The 17,549-nt window shown below is 73.9% G+C and carries 16 protein-coding genes and 1 riboswitch; of the genes, 10 read left to right on the top strand and 6 right to left on the bottom strand.

The window, feature by feature from the left end:
• Positions 1–46: 46 nt before the first annotated feature.
• Positions 47–730 (bottom strand): SGNH/GDSL hydrolase family protein, encoded by a 684-nt coding sequence (locus GA0070560_RS08225; RefSeq protein WP_091293341.1) that lies wholly within the window; start codon positions 728–730, stop codon positions 47–49.
• Positions 731–899: 169 nt separating this feature from the next.
• Here GA0070560_RS08225 and GA0070560_RS08220 point away from each other — a divergent pair, with 169 nt between their 5' ends.
• Entirely contained in the window at positions 900–1,895 is a 996-nt protein-coding gene (locus tag GA0070560_RS08220; RefSeq protein WP_091293339.1) for a S1 family peptidase, read from the top strand.
• 47 nt (positions 1,896–1,942) lie between these two features.
• Here GA0070560_RS08220 and GA0070560_RS08215 read toward each other — a convergent pair whose 3' ends face one another.
• A complete protein-coding gene (locus GA0070560_RS08215) occupies positions 1,943–2,545 on the bottom strand; it encodes a hypothetical protein (RefSeq protein ID WP_091293337.1) in 603 nt (200 codons plus the stop codon).
• Positions 2,546–2,653: 108 nt separating this feature from the next.
• Between GA0070560_RS08215 and GA0070560_RS08210 the strand changes: the two genes are divergently transcribed.
• Complete coding sequence (locus tag GA0070560_RS08210; protein WP_091293335.1) at positions 2,654–2,998, top strand: hypothetical protein; 345 nt, start codon at positions 2,654–2,656, stop codon at positions 2,996–2,998.
• A gap of 40 nt (positions 2,999–3,038) precedes the next feature.
• Here the strand turns inward: GA0070560_RS08210 and GA0070560_RS08205 are convergent, their stop codons facing one another.
• Both GA0070560_RS08205 and GA0070560_RS08200 read right to left on the bottom strand, forming a co-directional pair.
• Entirely contained in the window at positions 3,039–4,262 is a 1,224-nt protein-coding gene (locus tag GA0070560_RS08205; RefSeq protein ID WP_091293333.1) for an MFS transporter, read from the bottom strand.
• On the bottom strand, positions 4,259–5,812 hold the full coding sequence (locus GA0070560_RS08200) for a class I adenylate-forming enzyme family protein (RefSeq protein WP_091293331.1): 1,554 nt from the start codon (positions 5,810–5,812) through the stop codon (positions 4,259–4,261). Before GA0070560_RS08200 ends, GA0070560_RS08205 begins: the two co-directional genes overlap by 4 nt.
• Positions 5,813–6,169: 357 nt before the next feature.
• On the opposite strand from GA0070560_RS08200, the gene GA0070560_RS08195 reads away from it, so the two are divergent.
• The 7 genes from GA0070560_RS08195 to araB all read left to right on the top strand — a co-directional run bounded on the left by GA0070560_RS08195 (position 6,170) and on the right by araB (position 14,200).
• A complete protein-coding gene (locus GA0070560_RS08195) occupies positions 6,170–7,453 on the top strand; it encodes an SGNH/GDSL hydrolase family protein (protein ID WP_170839335.1) in 1,284 nt (427 codons plus the stop codon).
• 61 nt (positions 7,454–7,514) lie between these two features.
• Positions 7,515–8,732: a cytochrome P450 gene (locus GA0070560_RS08190; protein WP_091293327.1), complete on the top strand. Its 1,218-nt coding sequence runs from the start codon at positions 7,515–7,517 to the stop codon at positions 8,730–8,732.
• Positions 8,733–8,740: 8 nt separating this feature from the next.
• Positions 8,741–9,733 (top strand): alpha/beta hydrolase, encoded by a 993-nt coding sequence (locus GA0070560_RS08185; RefSeq protein WP_091293325.1) that lies wholly within the window; start codon positions 8,741–8,743, stop codon positions 9,731–9,733.
• A complete protein-coding gene (locus GA0070560_RS08180; protein ID WP_091293323.1) occupies positions 9,726–10,829 on the top strand; it encodes an alpha-hydroxy acid oxidase in 1,104 nt (367 codons plus the stop codon). The genes GA0070560_RS08185 and GA0070560_RS08180 overlap by 8 nt, the downstream gene beginning before the upstream one ends.
• A gap of 3 nt (positions 10,830–10,832) precedes the next feature.
• A complete protein-coding gene (locus GA0070560_RS08175; protein WP_245675418.1) occupies positions 10,833–12,152 on the top strand; it encodes an aminotransferase-like domain-containing protein in 1,320 nt (439 codons plus the stop codon).
• 60 nt (positions 12,153–12,212) lie between these two features.
• Complete coding sequence (locus GA0070560_RS08170) at positions 12,213–12,473, top strand: hypothetical protein (protein ID WP_091293321.1); 261 nt, start codon at positions 12,213–12,215, stop codon at positions 12,471–12,473.
• Positions 12,474–12,541: 68 nt separating this feature from the next.
• Positions 12,542–14,200, top strand: coding sequence for a ribulokinase (gene araB, locus GA0070560_RS08165; RefSeq protein WP_091293319.1), 1,659 nt, complete (start codon positions 12,542–12,544; stop codon positions 14,198–14,200).
• Positions 14,201–14,396: 196 nt separating this feature from the next.
• On the opposite strand, the gene GA0070560_RS08160 is transcribed toward araB, so the two are convergent.
• Positions 14,397–15,815 carry a glycine hydroxymethyltransferase gene (locus GA0070560_RS08160; RefSeq protein ID WP_091293317.1) on the bottom strand — a complete coding sequence of 473 codons (1,419 nt, stop codon included), beginning with the start codon at positions 15,813–15,815 and terminating at the stop codon, positions 14,397–14,399.
• A 17-nt stretch (positions 15,816–15,832) separates the two neighbouring features.
• Positions 15,833–15,922: riboswitch (ZMP/ZTP riboswitch) on the bottom strand.
• Positions 15,923–16,046: 124 nt separating this feature from the next.
• On the opposite strand from GA0070560_RS08160, the gene GA0070560_RS08155 reads away from it, so the two are divergent.
• Positions 16,047–16,913 (top strand): metallophosphoesterase family protein, encoded by an 867-nt coding sequence (locus GA0070560_RS08155; protein WP_091293315.1) that lies wholly within the window; start codon positions 16,047–16,049, stop codon positions 16,911–16,913.
• A gap of 51 nt (positions 16,914–16,964) precedes the next feature.
• Here GA0070560_RS08155 and GA0070560_RS08150 read toward each other — a convergent pair whose 3' ends face one another.
• On the bottom strand, positions 16,965–17,465 hold the full coding sequence (locus GA0070560_RS08150; RefSeq protein ID WP_091293313.1) for a hemerythrin domain-containing protein: 501 nt from the start codon (positions 17,463–17,465) through the stop codon (positions 16,965–16,967).
• Positions 17,466–17,549: the final 84 nt, after the last annotated feature.

Below are 17,549 nucleotides of genomic sequence, written 5' to 3'. Positions count from 1 at the left end.
GTGTCCCGAACCGCTACCCGATCATGAGGCGGGGCCGGCCCGCCGGTCAGCGACGCCCGACGAGATGCGCGCCGAGGCGGCGTACCGTCTCCGCCGCGGCGATGGCGTCGCTGCGGGCGCTGCCGTGTCGGCCGTCGCTGCTGTAGAGCGACGGGTCCGCCACCGCCGGGTGATCGGTGAGGTGCACGTGCACCGCGCCCAGCCGCGCCGCCAGCGCCGCCGTGTGCGACGACAGGCGTCGCATCCGCTCGCCGAGTCCGGGCCGCATCGCCGCCGGCACCGCCGGGCTGTGCGAGACGTCGAACATGCCCACCGTGATCACGTCCGCGCCGGCCTGCCGCAACGCGGTGACCATCGCGGCCACCTCGACGTCCACCGCGTCCGCGTCGAACGAGGAGCGGAACGCGTCGTTGCCGCCGCACACCACCAGCGCCAGATCGGGGGTGAAGGCCAGCGCGGCGTCCAACTGCGTCCCGTGCACCTCGTGCGCCCGCAGCCCGCGCCGGCCCAGGTTGAGGTACGCCAGCCCGGGGCGGGTCGCGCGCAGCTCGGCGGCGATCCGGTCCGCCCACTGCAGGTCGCTGTACCCGTCGACCGGCTCGCACATCCCTTCCGCGACGCTGTCACCCAGCACCACGAATCGTCGCCACGGGTGGCCGCGCAGCAGTTCGGCGCTCTCCCCGGCGCGCAGGCAGAAGGGGTCCGTCGCTTCGCTCAGCGTCGATGGCATGCCGGCACGTTACCGGTCCTGTCCCGGTCCGACCAGGGGTGCACAAACGGACGTCGGAGACCTCGACCCGGAAGGGGTGTCGATGCGAGCATCTGCATCCATCGATCGGCCTTACCCGGCCGTCCAGTATTCCCGGGAGGAACGTGTGAGACTCACTCGACGTGGTGTGATGTCCGCGGTCACTGTCGCCCTCACCACCGGCGTCGTCGCCGTGTCCCCGGCGCAGGCCGCCCCCGCACCGTTGTCCGCCGAGCGGGCCGCCACCCTCACGGCCACCCTCGGCGCCGACCGTACCGCCGGCTCCTGGGTCGACGAGTCGGGGCGTACCGTCGTCGCGGTCACCGACGTCCGCGCCGCCGCCACGGTCCGCGCGGCCGGCGGCCAGGCCCGCCTGGTCAGCCGCAGCGCCGCCGCGCTGGAGCGCGCGCAGTCCCGGGTGGACCTCGGTGTCACCGGCACCGCCGTCTACGTCGACCCGGTCACCAACCAGGTCGTGGTCGGTGTGGACGCCACGGTCACCGCCACCGACCGGGCCCGGATCCGGGCGGCCGTCGCCGGCTCCGACGGCGCCGCGCGCACCATCGACCTGGCCGGCACGCTGAGCACGCGGACCTCCGGCGGGGACGCCATCTACGGCGGCGGGTACCGCTGCTCGCTCGGCTTCAACGTGCGCAGCGGCAGCACCTACTACTTCCTCACCGCCGGACACTGCACCGACGTGGTGGCCACCTGGTACGCCAACTCCGCGCAGAGCACCAAGCTCGGCGATCGGACCGGCACCAGCTTCCCCGGCAACGACTACGGCATCGTCCGCTACACCAACACCTCGGTGGCGATCGACGGCTCCGTCGGCGCGCAGGACATCACCAGCGCCGGCGACGCGTACGTCGGCCAGTCCGTGACCCGGCGCGGCAGCACCACCGGCACCCACAGCGGCACGGTGACCGGCCTCAACGCCACCGTCCGGTACGCCGAGGGCACCGTGCGCGGCATGATCGCCACCAACGTCTGCGCCGAGCCGGGCGACAGCGGCGGCCCGCTCTACGCCGGCAGCGTCGCGCTCGGCCTCACCTCCGGCGGCAGCGGCAACTGCCGCACCGGCGGCCAGACCTTCTTCCAGCCGGTCAAGGAGGCCCTGAGCAAGTACCGCGTCTCCGTCTTCTGACGGTTCCCGCCCACGTTGCTCCCCGGTGCGCTCACCGGGGAGCAGCGTCACGCCCCGGGCCGGGGTCGCGCGACGCGGCGCCGGCGGCGGCGCTTCCGGGCCCGGTTTCCCACCTGCGGCGGGCCGGCCCCGCCCTCGCGTCGCCGGTCCAGCCGGCGACGGGCCCGCTTCGACAGCCGCTGCTCCGGGGCGTCGTCGTTACGAAAGACGCCCAGCACAATCCATGCCGCGAGGCCGAGGAACGCCAGGCCGCCGCCACCCGCGGTGAGCGGCACCAGGCTCGGAATCCACGCCTCGTCGGAAGCAGGCCCGACCACCCGCGCCTCGACCGGTGCGGTCGGCCGCTGTTCGACGAATGGCTCGATCGTCACCCGGGAGATCCGGAACTCGCCCTCGTCGGCCACGAACTCGCCCGAGCAGGTCCATCCTCTGCTCTTGCCCTCGAACGGCACGCAGGCCGTCACCTGGACCGTGCCGGGGGTGCCCGCGTACTCGGCGAGGGCCGCCGTGACTCCCTGCCCCAGCAGCAGCAGACCGGGCACCACGAAGACGGTGGCGAGCGCACCCAGCATGAGGACCAGCTGCCAGTCCGCACCGGCGGTGGTGAACCGCCGACGTCTGCCGGGAACACCGGCAGCTTCACGTTCCATGCCCGCCGATGGTAGAAGCGGCGCGCACGTTGCGGGCACCGGGCTGATCCGGGCACGCCGGGCGGGGCTGCCGCCGACCAGGCGGGCGCAAGAGGCGAAGATGGAGCGATGAGCGAGCACACCGGCCTGACCACCGTGCAGCGGTTCGTGCTGCGCGAGTCCGAGGGTGACGTGCCGCTGCCGGAGATCGCCGACGCCTGGGTCGACGGCGGGCAGCGGGTCCCCTCCGTCGGGCAGGCGGTGCCGGCTCTCGCCGAGGCCCTCACCGGGCTCGCCGCCGGCGGGCTGGTCCAGGTGCGACGCTTCACCACCTGGCCGCTGCCGTGGGACGGCGGCGTGCCGGTCGAGGGCGACCGGCTGGGCGCCGAGGCGGGCGTGGTCGCGACCTGGTTGCCCGGCCCCGCCCGGAGCGGGCTGCTGGTGGCCCGCCGCACCGACGAGGAGCGCCGCTGAGCGCCCCCGAGCGCCCACGACCAACCGGGCCGGCGTCCGCTCACGAACCCGCCGGCACCGCCGGCTCCGGCTCGCGACCACCCGCCCGCAGCCCGCCGACCAGCAGCGGCACCACGGTCAGGGCCAGGCACGCCGCCGACATCAGCCACAGTGCAGGCACCAGCCCGAGCCCGGCCGCCGTCCAGCCGCCGAGCAGGGCCCCCACCGGCAGGCCGAGGAAGGCCAGCGAGCCGGAGATGCCGATCACCCGGGTCTGCAACGCCTCCGGCACCCGCTCGTAGAGCGCCGCGCCGAGCAGCGGGTTCACCGCCGCGATGCCCACCCCGGACAGGAAGGTCACGGTGAGCACCACGACCAGATCGTCGCTGAGCGCCAGCGCGAGCAGCCGGGGCGTGCCGCTGACCGCCGCGCCGACCGCGAAGGTCAACCGGCGCGGCAGCCGGGGCCCGGCGACGGTGAAGATCAGGTTGCCCAGCAACGCGCCACCGGCGAAGACCCCCAGGACCAGGCCGAAACCGGCCGGGTCGCCGAAGACCTCGGCCACCCAGAGCGGGATGTAGACCGCGACGCTGGCGTTGGCGAACAGGTTCAACGCCGAGATCACCAGCAGCATGGCCAGCAACGTCCGGTCGGTGCGCAGGTAGGCGAAGCCACCGCGCAGCGCCCGCAGGTAACTCTCCCGTGGCGCCGGCTCCCCCGGTGCGCCCGGGCGGACCCCGACACCGACCAGCAGCGCGCAGAGCGCGAAGGTGCCCGCGTCGATCCAGATCGCCCGGGTCACCCCGACCCAGTCGATGAGCAGCCCGCCGAGCACCGCCCCGAAGAGGCTCACCCCGCGCACCAGGCCGTCGTAGGCGGAGGTCAGCCGGATCAGCGGCACTCCGGCCCGCTGCGCGGCCGGGCGGAACATGACGTGCTTGACCCGGTCGCCGATGCCGCGCAGCCCGCCGGCCACGGCGACCAGCGCCACCAGGGTGCCGAAACCGAGCCAGGGCGCCAGCGCCACCAGCGCCACGGCCACCGCGCTGGCCGCGTCCGCCACGATCGAGGTACGCCGGACCCCGAAGCGGTCGGCCCACGGGGTGGCCAGCGTGCTGGAGAGCATGTACGGCAGGGCCTCCGCCGCCGCCACCACGCCCATCCGGGCCGGGCTGCCGGTGGTCTCCAGCACCAGCCAGGGGATCGCCACCAGCGAGATGCGGCTGCCCAGGTTGGAGATCAGGTCGGCGGCGACCAGGACGTGAAGTTCCCGGCGCGGTGTCACGGCGTCCCGCCGGTCGCCGCGACCTCCTCGGTGCTGGGGTGCGTGGCGGCGTACCGGGCGCGCAGGGCCCGCTTGTCCACCTTCGCCGAACGGTTGAGCGGGAGCGCGTCGACGAACTCCACCCCGCCGGGGGCCCAGGTGTCGCTCAGCTCGGCGGTCACCAGCGCGATCAACTCGTCACCGGTGACGGACGCGCCGGGCGTGCGGACCACGTACGCGTACGGCAGTTCGCCGGCCACCGGGTCGGGCACGCCGATCACGGCGGCGGCGCGTACCCCGGGGTGGGCGGCGAGGACGTCCTCGATCGGGCGGGAGTAGATCGGCCAGCTGCGCTGCCGGGTGAGGATCCGGTCCTGCAACCGGTCCACCAGGTAGAGGTAGCCGTCGGCGTCGAGGTGGCCGATGTCGCGGGTGCGTACCCAGCCGTCGACCAGCGTCTCGGCGGTCAGCTCCGGCTGGCCGTGGTAGCCGTGGAAGCTGAGGTTGGTGCGGACCCAGACCTCACCGTCGACACCGGCCGGCAGCACCCGGCCCTCGGCGTCGCGGATCTGCACGGTCACGTCCCCGTACGGACGGCCGCAGGAGCGCAGCCGCTGCGGGTGCTCCGGGTCGTCGGTGAGGCCGGGCAGCGCGCAGATCACCACGGCCTCACTGAGTCCGTACACGATGCGCAGGCACGGGCCGAAGCGGGCGATCGCCTGCCGCAGCCGGGCGGGCGCGGCGGGCCCGGCGCCCACGTTGAACATGAACATCGCGGAGAAGTCCGCCCCGGGCAGCGCCGGGTGGTCGAGCACCTCGTAGAGCATCGGCGGGGTGACGAAGGTCGAGGTGAGCCGTTCGACGTCGACGGTGCGGATGAACGCCTCCGGGTCCCACTGCTGGCGCAGGAAGAGCACCCCTCCGGTGAACAGGTTGAACAGCGTGGTGATCTGGCCGCTGGCCAGCCACATCGGCGAGTGCGACAGGTGGCGCAGCAGCGGGAAGCCGGCGGCGCGGAAGTCGGCGGCCAGGGCGAGCACCTGCCGGTAGAAGCTCTCCTTGTGGTGCACCAGTTTGGGGGTGCCGGTGGTGCCGCTGGTCTGCAGGAACGACTCCGGCGTGGGCACCGCGTCGGGCAGTGTGGTCCCGGCGGTCGGCGTCAGCTCCGCGCCGAGCCGCAGTACCGGCACCCCGGGCAGCGCGGCGGCGATCTGCGCGCCGAGGTCGTCGGCGGCGTGGGCATGGTGCACGAAGACGTCGGGGCGGGCCAGCCGGACGAACTCGTCGATCTCCCGGCGCGAGGTGACCGGGGCGATCCACATCGTCCGGCAGCCGAGCAGGTGCAGCGCGAGCTGGAGCAGGGGGCCCTCGACGGCGTTGCCGAGCATGACCAGCACCGCCGCGCCGGGCCGTACGCCGTGCGCGCTCAGCGCCCCGGCCAGGCCGCGCACCTCGGCGGCGACCTCGGTGTAGCTGAGTCGGCGGCCGTCGCCGACCAGTGCCTCACGGTCGCCGAAACCGGCGAACAGCTCCAGCGCGTCGTGCACGTAGGTCGTCGGACGATCGGTCATCGCGAAGCCCCCAGTCGATGCGTGGCGGTCGACGCCAACGGCCTGCGTCAGACGCGTGCGGCGACCGGCCGAGAGAGGCGTACGGGCAGGTCAGGGCCCGGTACGCGACGGGGTGCGCGAGATGGCGACCGCACCGCCGCCGACGTCGAGCCTAGGCACGCGGCGGTGTCGGCGGACAGAGCCGAACGGTGGTCGAGTCCACACAGTGGACTTTTGATCATGTCGATCGGGTTGATTGACGCCTGTCAGAAGCGGCGGTTAGGTTTCCGTCCATCGCCCGGGCCGTGGTGATCATGGAGCCGGCCCTGGGCTGCCACAGATGGAGGTTCAATGTCGACCCCGAAACGATGGCACGTCATAGCTTCCGCGGCCGCGCTGCTGGTCGTGGGCACCCCGGCGGTGGTGGCCAGCGCCGGCCCGTCGGACGCTGAGACCGCCCGCCACGCCCGAGCCGAGTGGGCGGGCACCTGGGCCGCCGCCGTCACCCGCGGCAACACCGTCGGCCTCACCAACACCGGCCTGAACAACCAGAGCATCCGGATGACCGTCCGCACCACGGTCGGCGGCGACCGGCTGCGGGTGCGGCTGAGCAACCTCTACGGCGAGCAGGCCGTCCAGGTCGGCCACGCCACCGTCGCCCGGCCGAACACCGGCACGCCCGACGACCGCTCCGACATCGACGCGGCCACGCTGCGCGAGCTGACCTTCGGCGGGTCCACCTCGGCCACCATGAACAAGGGCGCCGAACTGCTCAGCGACCCGCTGGACTTCCCGGTCGACGAGCAGGAGGAACTGGTCGTCACCCTGCACTTCCCGGTGCTCACCGGCCCGGTCACCTTCCACGGCCAGTCCAAGGTCACCAACTTCATCGGGGCCAGCGACCTGACCACCGCCGCCGACGGCGCCGGCTTCACCATCAGGCCCAACTGCTGCTGGATGTTCCTGTCCGGGCTCGACGTGCAGCGGCGGCACAGCCCGGGCGCGATCGTGGTGCTCGGCGACTCGATCGGCGACGGCAACGGCAGCACGGTCAATGCCCACAAGCGCTGGCCGGACCTGCTCGCCGACCGGCTGGTCGACGCCCGCCCGGAGGTGCGCACCCCCGGGGTGCTCAACCTGAGCCTGGCCGGGAACCGGCTCAACCACGAGGGCCCCGAGCCCGGCGCGGGCGGCTTCCCCGGCTACCCCGAGCTGGGCCCGAACGCCCTCGCCCGGCTCAACGAGGACGTCTTCCCGCAGACCGGCGTGAAGACCCTGGTGACCCACCTCGGCATCAACGACATCTGGATGTCCGGCGACTCCGCCGAGAACATCATCGCCTCGCTGCGCCAGATCAACCAGCAGGCCAAGGCGCGCGGCCTGCGCAGCCTCGCCGCCACCCTCACCCCGTACGAGGGACACGGCAACCCGGGCGTGTGGACGCCGGAGAAGGACGCCACCCGGCAGGCGGTCAACACCTGGCTGCGGGGCGAGGGCGCCGCCGAGTTCGACGGCCTGCTCGACTTCGACGCCGTGCTGCGCGACCCGGCCCAGCCGAGCCGGCTGCTGCCGGCGTACGACTCGGGTGACCACATCCACCCGAACGACGCCGGGAACAAGGCCATGGCGGACTCGGTGCCGCTACGCCTGCTCGGCCTGTGACATCCGGGGCGGCGGGGTGACCCGCCGCCCCACCGTCCATTCCTGGGGAGGGAGCACCACCGTGGACGTCAACGAGATCCTGTCCGGCCTCTACAGCGAGCAGGGCCGGCAGAACCCCTATCCGTGGTACGCGGCCCTGCACGCGCTCGGGCCGGTCAGCGCGATCCCACCCCGGCCCGAGCACCGCACCGTCGGCGCGGTGGCCGTCGGGTACGACCTGGTCGATGCGGTGCTGCGCGACCCCGAGTGGCGCAAGGGGTCCCCGCCGGGCTGGCAGGAGCAGGAGATCCTGCGCACCTTCATGTCGTCGATGATGTTCACCGACCCGCCGGAGCACACCCGGATGCGGGCGGTGTTCGCGAAGACCTTCACCCCGCGCCGGCTGGGCGCGCTGGAGCCGGTGATCGCCCGGGTGGTCGACACCATGCTGGAGCGGATGGCCGAATCCGGCGCCGGCGGCGCCGAGGTGGACTTCGTGGCCGACTTCGCGTACCCGGTCCCGGCGCTGGTGATGGCGGAGTTCATCGGCCTGCCCGAGGCGGACCTGGCCTGGTACCGCCAGCGGGTCGACTGGATCGACGAGTACATGGACGTGGCCGGCAAGACCCCGGAACGCCTCGCCCTGGCCAACCGGGCCGCCGAGGAGCTGCGGGTGTTCTACCGCGACCTGATCGCCCACCGCCGCCGGCGGCCCGGTGAGGACCTGATCAGCGGGCTGGTCGAGGCGCTCGACTCCGGCGAGGTCGACCTGACCGAGGACGAGCTGATCAGCAACCTGATCGTGCTGTTCAACGCGAGTTTCGTGACCACCGTCTACATGTTCAGCAACGGGCTGCCGCTGCTGCTGGCCCACCCGGACACCGTCGCGGCGCTGCCCGGTGACGAGACGCTGGCCCGCGGCTGCGTCGACGAGGTGCTGCGGATGCAGAGCCCGGTGCACTTCCTGGCCCGGGCCGCGCCGCGTGACACCGACCTCGGCGACGTGCCGGTGCGCCAGGGTGAGAACGTGCTGCTGATCATTGCCGGCGCCAACCGCGACCCGGTGCGGTTCCCCGAGCCGGACCGCTTCGACCCGCGCCGGGACGGTCCGCCCTCGCTCGCGTTCGGCGTCGGCCTGCACTTCTGCCTCGGCGCGGCGGTGTCCCGGCTGGAAGGGACGGTGGCGTTGCCCCGCCTCTTCGCCCGCTTCCCCGACCTGACCGTCACCCGGAGGCCGACCTACAGCGGCAGCCTCTTCCTGCGCGGGATCGACAAGCTCTTCGTCTCGACCGGCGGATAGGAGCCGACATGCCCCTCGACCCCCAGGTGGTGGCGTACCGGGCCGCGCGGGCGGCCGCCGGCACCCCGCCGCTGTACAGCCGCACCCTCGCCGAGGCCCGCGCCGCCGACCTCGCCGCGATCCGCGCCGGCGGCGGCGACGTCGAGCCGGTGCACGAGGTACGCGACACGCACCTCCCCGGACCCGCCGGGGACATCCCGATCCGCGTCCACCGGCCGGCCGGCGACGGCCCGATGCCCACCCTGCTCTACTTCTTCGGCGGCGGGTGGACGCTCGGCAGCGTCGACACCGCCGACGGGATCTGCCGCCGGCTGGCCAACGCCACGCCCTGCCAGGTGGTGACGGTGGGCTACCGGCTCGCCCCCGAGCATCCCTTCCCGGCCGCCGTGCACGACTGCCACGCCGCCACCGCCTGGATCGCCGCGCACGCCGCCGAGTTCGGGGCGGACCCGCAGCGGCTGGTCGTCGGGGGCGACAGCGCGGGCGGCAACCTCGCCGCGGCGGTGACCCTGCTGGCCCGCACCGGCGGGCCCCGGCTCGCCGGCCAACTGCTGGTTTACCCGAACACCGACCAGCGGGCCGACCGGACGCCGGCGACGGACGAGGACCCGATGCTGTTCAACCGGCACTCCGTCGCCTGGTACCGGGGCCACTACCTGCCCGACCCGGCCGACGAGACGGACCCGCTCGCCTCACCGCTGCTCGCCGACGACCTCTCCGGCCTGCCGCCGGCCCTGGTCGTCACCGCCGAGTACGACCCGCTGCGCGAGGAGGGGGAGCGGTACGCCCAGCGGCTGCGCGAGGCCGGCGTGCCGGCGCGGACCAGCCGCTACGACGGGATGATCCACGGCTTCTTCGCCATGCCGGGTGTCTTCGACGCCGGCCGGCGGGCACAGGACGAGGCGGCGGCCTTCCTGCGCGAGCGCTTCGCCCGGCCCGATCCCGCCGACACCGGCGGGCGGTCCGGGGCCACGGTGGCGGGCGGGCCGGCCGATGGCTGACCCGCCCGACATCCCGCCGCCGGCCTGCCTCACCGACTTCGCCGACCTGGCCCGGGCCGTGCTGCCCGCGGACACCTGGGACTTCGTCGACGGCGGCAGCGGCGCCGAGACCACCCTCGCCGCCAACCGGGCCGCACTGGACCGGGTCGCCGTGCTGCCCCGGGTGCTCACCGGAGTGGAGAGCCCACGTACCGGGGCGACCCTGCTCGGGCGGGAGCAGGCCATGCCGGTCGCGGTCGCGCCGATGGCGTACCAGAAGCTGCTGCACCCCGACGGCGAGCCGGCACTCGCCGCGGCTGCCGGCGCCGCCGGGGTGCCCTACGTGCTCAGCACGCTGAGCAGCACCCCGATCGAGGAGGTCACCGCCGCGACCGGCGGCCCGGTCTGGTTCCAGCTCTACTGGCTGCGCGACCGGGGGCTCGTCGCCGACCTGCTCGACCGCGCCATCGCCGCCGGCTGCGCCGCGCTGATGGTGACCGTCGACGTGCCGGTGCTGGGCCGGCGGCTGCGCGACGTCCGTAACGGCTTCGCGCTGCCGCCGCACGTCACCGCAGCCAACCTGCCCCGGGGGCGGGACGACCTGGCGCACGCCGGCACCCCGGGGGTCTCCGCGATCGCGGCGCACACCGGCGCGGTCTTCGCCCCGGCGCTGCGCTGGGCCGACCTGGAATGGCTGCGCGCCCGCACGCCGGTGCCACTGCTGGTCAAGGGGATCCTCGATCCGCGCGACGCGGTGCGGGCGGCGCAGACCGGCGTGGACGCGGTGGTCGTCTCCAACCACGGCGGCCGGCAGCTCGACGGCGCGCCGGCCACCGCCACCGTGCTCCCCGAGGTGGTGGCCGCGCTCGACGGCCGGGCCGAGGTGCTGCTGGACAGCGGCGTGCGCAGTGGCACCGACGTGCTGCGTGCCCTCGCCCTCGGTGCGAGCGGGGTGCTCCTCGGCCGGCCCCTGCTCTGGGCCCTCGCCGCCGGCGGCCGGGCCGGCGCCGGCACCGCGCTGGCCCTGCTCGCCGCCGAACTGCGCGACGCCCTGACCCTCGGCGGCTGCGCCGATCCGACCGAGGCCCGCCAGCTGCGCACCCTGACCGGAGGTTGAGCCGTGGACGCACCGGTGGACCTGGCCGTCGCCGACCTGCACCCGGCGGTCGACGACCCCGCCCTGAACTCGATGAACTTCCTCAACGAGGTGGCGCAGCACTGGCCGGACGCGGTGTCGCTCGCCGCCGGCCGGCCGTACGAGGAGTTCTTCGACGACGACGCGCCCCGGCGGTGGCTGGACCGGTTCCGCCGGCACCTCGTCGAGGACCTGGGCCAGAGCCCGGCGCAGGCGCAGCGCACCCTGTTCCAGTACGGCCGCACCAAGGGCATCGTGCACCACCTCGTCGCCCGCAACCTGGCCGTGGACGAGAGCGTGTCGGTCGACCCGGAGGCGGTGGTGGTCACCGTCGGCTGCCAGGAGGCGATGTTCCTGGTGCTGCGGGCGCTGCGCGCCGGGCCGCGCGACGTGCTGCTCGCCGTCGCCCCCACGTACGTGGGCCTGACGGGTGCGGCCCGCCTGGTCGACCTGCCGGTGCGCCCGGTGGCCGGCGGGTCCGCCGGTGTCGACCTGGCCGACCTGCGCGAGCAGGCCCGGCGGGCGCGGGACGAGGGGCTGCGACCCCGGGCCTGCTACGTGATGCCGGACTTCGCCAACCCCTCCGGCGCCAGCATCGGCCTCGACGACCGGCGGCGGCTGCTCGACCTGGCCGCCGAGGAGGAGCTGCTGCTGGTCGAGGACAACCCGTACGGCCTCTTTCCGGTCGGCGACCAGGGCCGGCTTCCGACGCTGAAGGCGCTGGACACCCGACGCCGGGTGGTCTACCTCGGCTCCTTCGCCAAGACCGTGCTTCCCGGCGCCCGGGTCGGTTACGTCGTGGCCGACCAGCGGGTGGCCGGCGCCGACGGCGCCGTCGGCCTCCTCGCCGACCAGCTTGCCAAGATCAAGAGCATGGTCACGGTGAACACCTCCGCGCTGGCCCAGGCGGTGATCGGCGGCGCGCTGCTGGAACACGACTGCTCGCTGGTGACCGCCAACGTACGCGAGCGGGCCGCGTACGCGCGCAACATGCGTCACCTGCTCGCCGGCCTGGCGCGGCGCTTCCCGCCGCCCTCGCCGGTGACCTGGAACGCACCGTCCGGCGGCTTCTTCGTGGTGGTGAGCGTGCCGTTCCGGGTCGACGACGCGCTGCTGCGCCGCTCCGCCGAACGGTACGGGGTGCTCTGGACGCCGATGGCCCACTTCTACGACGACGGCACGCCCGTCGACGCGCTGCGCCTGTCGGCCAGCGCGGTCACCCCGGAGCAGATCGACCTCGGCCTGGACCGGCTCGCCGCCCTCGTCGCCGACGAACTGGATCGCGCCCCGGCGCCCGCACGGTGATGCGGACCGTCGCCGATCCACCACCCCCCGTGCTTCTCCCGTCCTCATCGGACAGTCATAATGGGCCGCATGGTCGCTTGGGAGTACGCCCTGCTGGTCCGTCGCTATCAGGCGCAGGGACGCAATTTCCACGTCTCGTTCGTCTGGTACGGCCCGGACGGGTCGCGCACCGACATCACGGCGTACGGCGACACCGCCATCGCGCACCTCAACCGGGCCGGCCGGGAGGGCTGGGAGCTGGTCTCGGCCGCCGAGGACGTGAACAACGTGCAGGGCAGCACCGAGGTGCACCGGTACCACCTCAAGCGGCAGCTCGGCTGACCGTCCAGGGCTGCTAGCGTGGCCCGGCCGTCCCGCGAGCGCCGGAGGCGGGGACGGGAGGATCGGCGGTGACACGGCGGTACACCGTCGGGGTGGACTTCGGCACGCTCTCCGGCCGGGCGGTGGTCGTCGCCGTCGACGACGGCGCGGAACTCGGCAGCGCCGTGCACGCGTACCGGCACGGGGTGCTCACCGACCGGCTGCCCGGCGGCGTCCCGCTGCCCCCGGACTGGGCGTTGCAGGACCCCGCCGACCACCTCGACGTGCTACGCGTCGCGGTGCCCGCCGCGCTGGCCGCCGCCGGGGTCGACCGGCGCGACGTGGTCGGCATCGGGGTCGACGCCACCTCCTGCACCGTGCTGCCCACCCGCGCCGACGGCACCCCGCTCTGCGCGCTGCCCGGCCTGCGCGACCGACCGCACGCCTGGCCCAAGCTGTGGAAGCACCACGCCGCGCAGCGCCAGGCCGACCGGATCAACACGGTGGCGCGGGAACGCGGCGAGCCCTGGCTGGCCCGCTACGGCGGCCGGGTCTCCGCCGAGTGGCAGCTCGCCAAGGTCCTCGAACTGCTGGAGGCCGACCCGGAGATCTTCCACGCCGCCGACTGCTGGATCGAGACGGCGGACTGGCTCGTCTGGCAGCTCTCCGGGCGGCGGACCCGCAACGTCTCCGCCGCCGGCTTCAAGGGCCTCGTCCAGGCCGGTCGCCACCCGTCCGCCGACTTCCTCGCCGCGGTGCACCCCGCCCTGCCCGGGCTGCTGCCGAAGGTGGACGGTCCGCTCGCGCCCGCCGGCGCCCGCGCCGGGACGCTCACCGCCGAGGCGGCCGCCTGGACCGGGCTGCCGGAAGGCACGCCGGTGGCGGTCGGCGCGATCGACGCGCACGTCACCGCGGCGGCGGCCCGGTCGGTGGCCCCGGGTCGGATGCTCGCCGTGCTGGGCACCAGCACCTGTCTGATCATGAACGCGGACGCCTGCCACGAGGTGCCCGGCCTCTGCGGGGTGGTCGACGGCGGGGTGACCGCCGGCCGGTGGGGCTACGAGGCCGGCCAGAGTGGGGTCGGCGACATCTTCGCGTGGTACGTCGAGAGGGCGCTGCCCGCCGGGTACGCCTCGCTGGCGGCCGACCGGGGCGTCACCGTGCACGAGTTGCTCGATGAGCTGGCGGCGGACCAACCGGTCGGCGGGCACGGGCTGCTCGCGCTGGACTGGCACAGCGGCAACCGGTCGGTGCTGATGGACCACGAGCTCAGCGGCGTGCTGGTCGGCCTGACCCTGGCCACCCGGCCGGAGGAGATCTGGCGGGCGCTGCTGGAGGCGACCGCCTTCGGGGCCCGCACCGTGGTGGAGGCGTTCGGCGTTGCCGGGGTGTCGGTGGACGAGCTGACCGCAGCAGGTGGTCTCACCGCCAACCGGCTGCTGCTGCGCGTCTACGCCGACGTGCTGCGCCGCCCACTGCACGTGCTGGACTCGGCGCACCCGGCGGCGCTCGGCGCGGCGATCCATGCGGCGACGGCCGCCGGGGCGTACCCGGACGTGGAGTCCGCGTCGGCGGCGATGGGCGCCCCGCACCGGGAGACGTACCACCCGGACCCGGCCCGCGCCGCGGCCTACGACGACCTGTACGCCGAGTACCGCGCCCTGCACGACCACTTCGGCCGGGGCGGCAGCGACGTCCTGCACCGCCTGCGCGCCCTGCGCAACCGTGCCCTGAGGCGCCCCGCCTGACCGGCCCGCCCGCGCTGCTCGGGCCGTCCCGGCCGGCATCGGCTCGCCATGTCGGCGAGGTGGCGGCATCCGTGCGCCCGTGATACCGCCACATCGCCGACACGGAGTCGATCTCCCCGCCCGGGGTCGGTGGGCCGGGACGGGCCGACGCCCCGCTCGGCCGGGCCGGGCGGGGCGTCGGGGCAGTGCGGTGGGTTCAGCCCAGGTCGACGGAGGGGTAGAGGGGGAAGCCGGCGAGCAGCTCGTTGGCCTGCTTGGCGACCTTGTCGGCCAGCGCCGGGTCGAGGACGTACTTCGCCTTCGACTCACCCGACGTGGTCTGGCTGAGCACGGTGTGGATCAGCTCGGCGGTCTCGTCCATCTGCGCCGTGCCCAGGCCACGGGAGGTCAGCGCCGGGGTGCCGATCCGGATGCCGGAGGTGTACCAGGCCCCGTTCGGGTCCTGCGGGACGGCGTTGCGGTTGGTGACGATGCCCGAGTCGAGCAGCGCCTGCTCGGCCTGTCGACCGGTCAGGCCGTAGCCGGAGACGTCGATGAGCACCAGGTGGTTGTCGGTGCCGCCGGTGACCAGCTTCGCGCCCCGGCTCAGCAGCCCCTCCGCGAGGGCCCGGGCGTTGTCGACGATCCGCCGGGCGTAGTCGGCGAAGTCGGGGCGGCGGGCCTCGGCCAGGGCGACCGCCTTGGCCGCCATGACGTGCGGCAGCGGGCCGCCGAGCACCATCGGGCAGCCCCGGTCGACCTGGTCGGCCAGCTCGGGCCCGCAGAGCACCATGCCGCCGCGCGGGCCGCGCAGCGACTTGTGGGTGGTGGTGGTGACGATGTGCGCGTGCGGCACCGGGTCGAAGTCGCCGGTGAAGACCTTGCCGGCGACCAGGCCGGCGAAGTGCGCCATGTCGACCATGAAGGTGGCGCCGACCGAGTCGGCGATCTCCCGCATGATCCGGAAGTTGACCTTCCTCGGGTACGCCGAGTAGCCGGCGACCAGGATCAGCGGCTTGAACTCCCGGGCCGCCTCGGCCACCTTGTCGTAGTCGATCAGCCCGGTGGCCGGGTCGGTGCCGTAGCTGCGCTGGTCGAACATCTTGCCGGAGATGTTCGGGCGGAAGCCGTGGGTGAGGTGGCCGCCGGCGTCCAACGACATGCCCAGCATCCGCTGGTTGCCCAGCTCCCGGCGCAGCGCGAACCAGTCCGCCTCGGTGAGGTCGTTGACCTGGCGTACCTGGGCCTTCTTCAGGGCGGGGGACTCCACCCGGTCGGCCAGGACCGCCCAGAAGGCGACCAGGTTGGCGTCGATGCCGGAGTGCGGCTGCACGTACGCGTGCGCGGCGCCGAACAGCTCCCTGGCGTGCTCGGCGGCGAGCGCCTCGACGGTGTCGACGTTCTGGCAGCCGGCGTAGAACCGGCGGCCGACGGTGCCCTCGGCGTACTTGTCGCTGAACCAGTTGCCCATGGCCAGCAGGGTGGCCGGGGAGGCGTAGTTCTCGCTGGCGATGAGCTTGAGCGACTCGCGCTGGTCGGCCAGCTCGGCGCCGATGGCGTCGGCCACCCGGGGTTCGACGGCGCGGATCACCTCGAGCGCGCTGCGGAAGGCGGTGGATTCGGCGTTCAGCGACATGTGACCTCCAGTTACGTGCGGAAGGCCCAGGCGCTCGGCGTGCGTCCTCATGACGGGACCGCTTCCCGATGGTGCTCCATCCCCACGCGCCAGTCACGGCCCATCGGCGATCCTACCGGGTCGCCGTCGTGGCGTCCGGATCCACCTCGCCAGCAGCATGTCGCGGTGAGGGCTCGGCGGAGTGGGGCTCGCGTTCCCCACGTCGCGTCGCGATCTGCGTACGATCGGCTGATGTTGGGGGAGGAGAACGGCGGCAGTCTGGTCGCCATCAGCGACCTGCACATCGGGTATTCGGAGAACCGGGCGCTGGTCGAGGCGCTGCGACCGGCCTCGCCCCGGGACTGGCTGATCGTCGCCGGGGACGTCGCGGACACCGCCGCCGACGTCGAGTGGGCGCTCGGGCTGCTCGCCGAGCGGTTCGAGAAGGTGGTGTGGTCGCCCGGTAACCACGAGCTCTGGACCCCGCCGGGCGATCCGGTCACGCTGCGGGGCCTGGCCCGCTACGAGCACCTGGTGCAGCGGTGCCGGGCCCTGGGCGTGCTCACCCCGGAGGACGAGTATCCGGTGTGGCGGGGTGCGGGCGGGCCGGTGCTGGTCGCGCCCCTGTTCCTGCTCTACGACTACAGCTGGCGCCCCGACGGGCTGAACCGCGAAGCGGCCCTGGCCGAGGCGTACCGTACCGGGATCGTCTGCACCGACGAGTTCATGCTGCATCCCGACCCGTACCCGGGCCGGGCGGAATGGTGTGCGGCGCGGGTCGCCGAGACGGCCCGGCGGCTCGCCGGTCGTGACCCGGCCCTGCCGACAGTGCTGGTCAACCACTGGCCGCTGGTCCGGGATCCGACCCGGGTACTGCACTACCCGATCTTCGCCCAGTGGTGCGGCACCGAGGCCACCGCCGACTGGCACCGGCGCTTCGACGCCGTCGCGGTCGTCTACGGGCACCTGCACATTCCCCGGACCACCTGGCACGACGGGGTGCGCTTCGAGGAGGTCTCGGTGGGCTACCCGAGGGAGTGGCGGCGGCGGGCCGTACCTCCGGGGCAGCTGCGCCGGATCCTGCCCGCGCCGGACGGCGATCCGCCGGTCGTCAGGTGACAGGCGACGGGGCCCGGCGGTCGGCCGGGCCCCGCGTCGCGTCGTAGCAGCTCAGGCGGTGACCGCGTCGACGGCCTTCCGGACCGCCTCGGGGTCGGTGGGGGTACGCGGCGCGTCCGCGCGCAGGTCGATCATCCGTTGGCCGATCTCCTGGAGCTGGTTACGGCCGAGCGCCTCGCGCACCTTGGGGAACCACTCCTGCTCCTCCTCCTCGACGTGGTGCCCGACGTTCTCGATGAGCACCGTGGTCTTGGCGACGAAGCGCTCGTCGGAGGGGTCCATGGTGGCCAGCTCGGCGCAGAGCAGGTCGGCGACGTGGTGCTCCTCGTACGACTCGAGGATGTCGTCCTCCAGGTCCGGCAGCAGCTTGCGGACCTCCGGGTACATCACCTCGTTCTCGAGGTAGGTGTGCACCGTCAGCGCCTCCAGGATCTGCCGCACCAGCCGGCCGCGCGCGTCGGCCGGGCCGTCCTCGGCCTTCTGGAACTCCCGGAACAGGCGGCGCATCTCCTTGTGGTCCTCTTTGAGCAGGACGATGGCATCGGTGGACACCGGCGGACCTCCTTGGTTCGTCTGACGCCGGATCCCCTACCCCAGGCATGAGCTGCGAAAACGGATGGGACCCGGCGGATGTCC

Source organism: Micromonospora halophytica (assembly GCF_900090245.1).
GTDB classification, from domain to species: Bacteria; Actinomycetota; Actinomycetes; order Mycobacteriales; family Micromonosporaceae; genus Micromonospora; species Micromonospora halophytica.
The sequence above is the reverse complement of the archived record's forward strand: the minus strand, read 5'-3'. Positions and strand labels throughout refer to the sequence as shown.

What these genes read in the sequence shown, in the direction of transcription:
- GA0070560_RS08225 (WP_091293341.1), bottom strand. Translation starts at nt 730, where the DNA reads ATGCCATCGACGCTGAGCGAAGCGACGGACCCCTTCTGCCTGCGCGCC.
- GA0070560_RS08220 (WP_091293339.1), top strand. Translation starts at nt 900, where the DNA reads ATGTCCGCGGTCACTGTCGCCCTCACCACCGGCGTCGTCGCCGTGTCC.
- GA0070560_RS08215 (WP_091293337.1), bottom strand. Translation starts at nt 2,545, where the DNA reads ATGGAACGTGAAGCTGCCGGTGTTCCCGGCAGACGTCGGCGGTTCACC.
- GA0070560_RS08210 (WP_091293335.1), top strand. Translation starts at nt 2,654, where the DNA reads ATGAGCGAGCACACCGGCCTGACCACCGTGCAGCGGTTCGTGCTGCGC.
- GA0070560_RS08200 (WP_091293331.1), bottom strand. Translation starts at nt 5,812, where the DNA reads ATGACCGATCGTCCGACGACCTACGTGCACGACGCGCTGGAGCTGTTC.
- GA0070560_RS08185 (WP_091293325.1), top strand. Translation starts at nt 8,741, where the DNA reads ATGCCCCTCGACCCCCAGGTGGTGGCGTACCGGGCCGCGCGGGCGGCC.
- GA0070560_RS08180 (WP_091293323.1), top strand. Translation starts at nt 9,726, where the DNA reads ATGGCTGACCCGCCCGACATCCCGCCGCCGGCCTGCCTCACCGACTTC.
- GA0070560_RS08170 (WP_091293321.1), top strand. Translation starts at nt 12,213, where the DNA reads ATGGGCCGCATGGTCGCTTGGGAGTACGCCCTGCTGGTCCGTCGCTAT.
- GA0070560_RS08160 (WP_091293317.1), bottom strand. Translation starts at nt 15,815, where the DNA reads ATGTCGCTGAACGCCGAATCCACCGCCTTCCGCAGCGCGCTCGAGGTG.
- GA0070560_RS08155 (WP_091293315.1), top strand. Translation starts at nt 16,047, where the DNA reads ATGTTGGGGGAGGAGAACGGCGGCAGTCTGGTCGCCATCAGCGACCTG.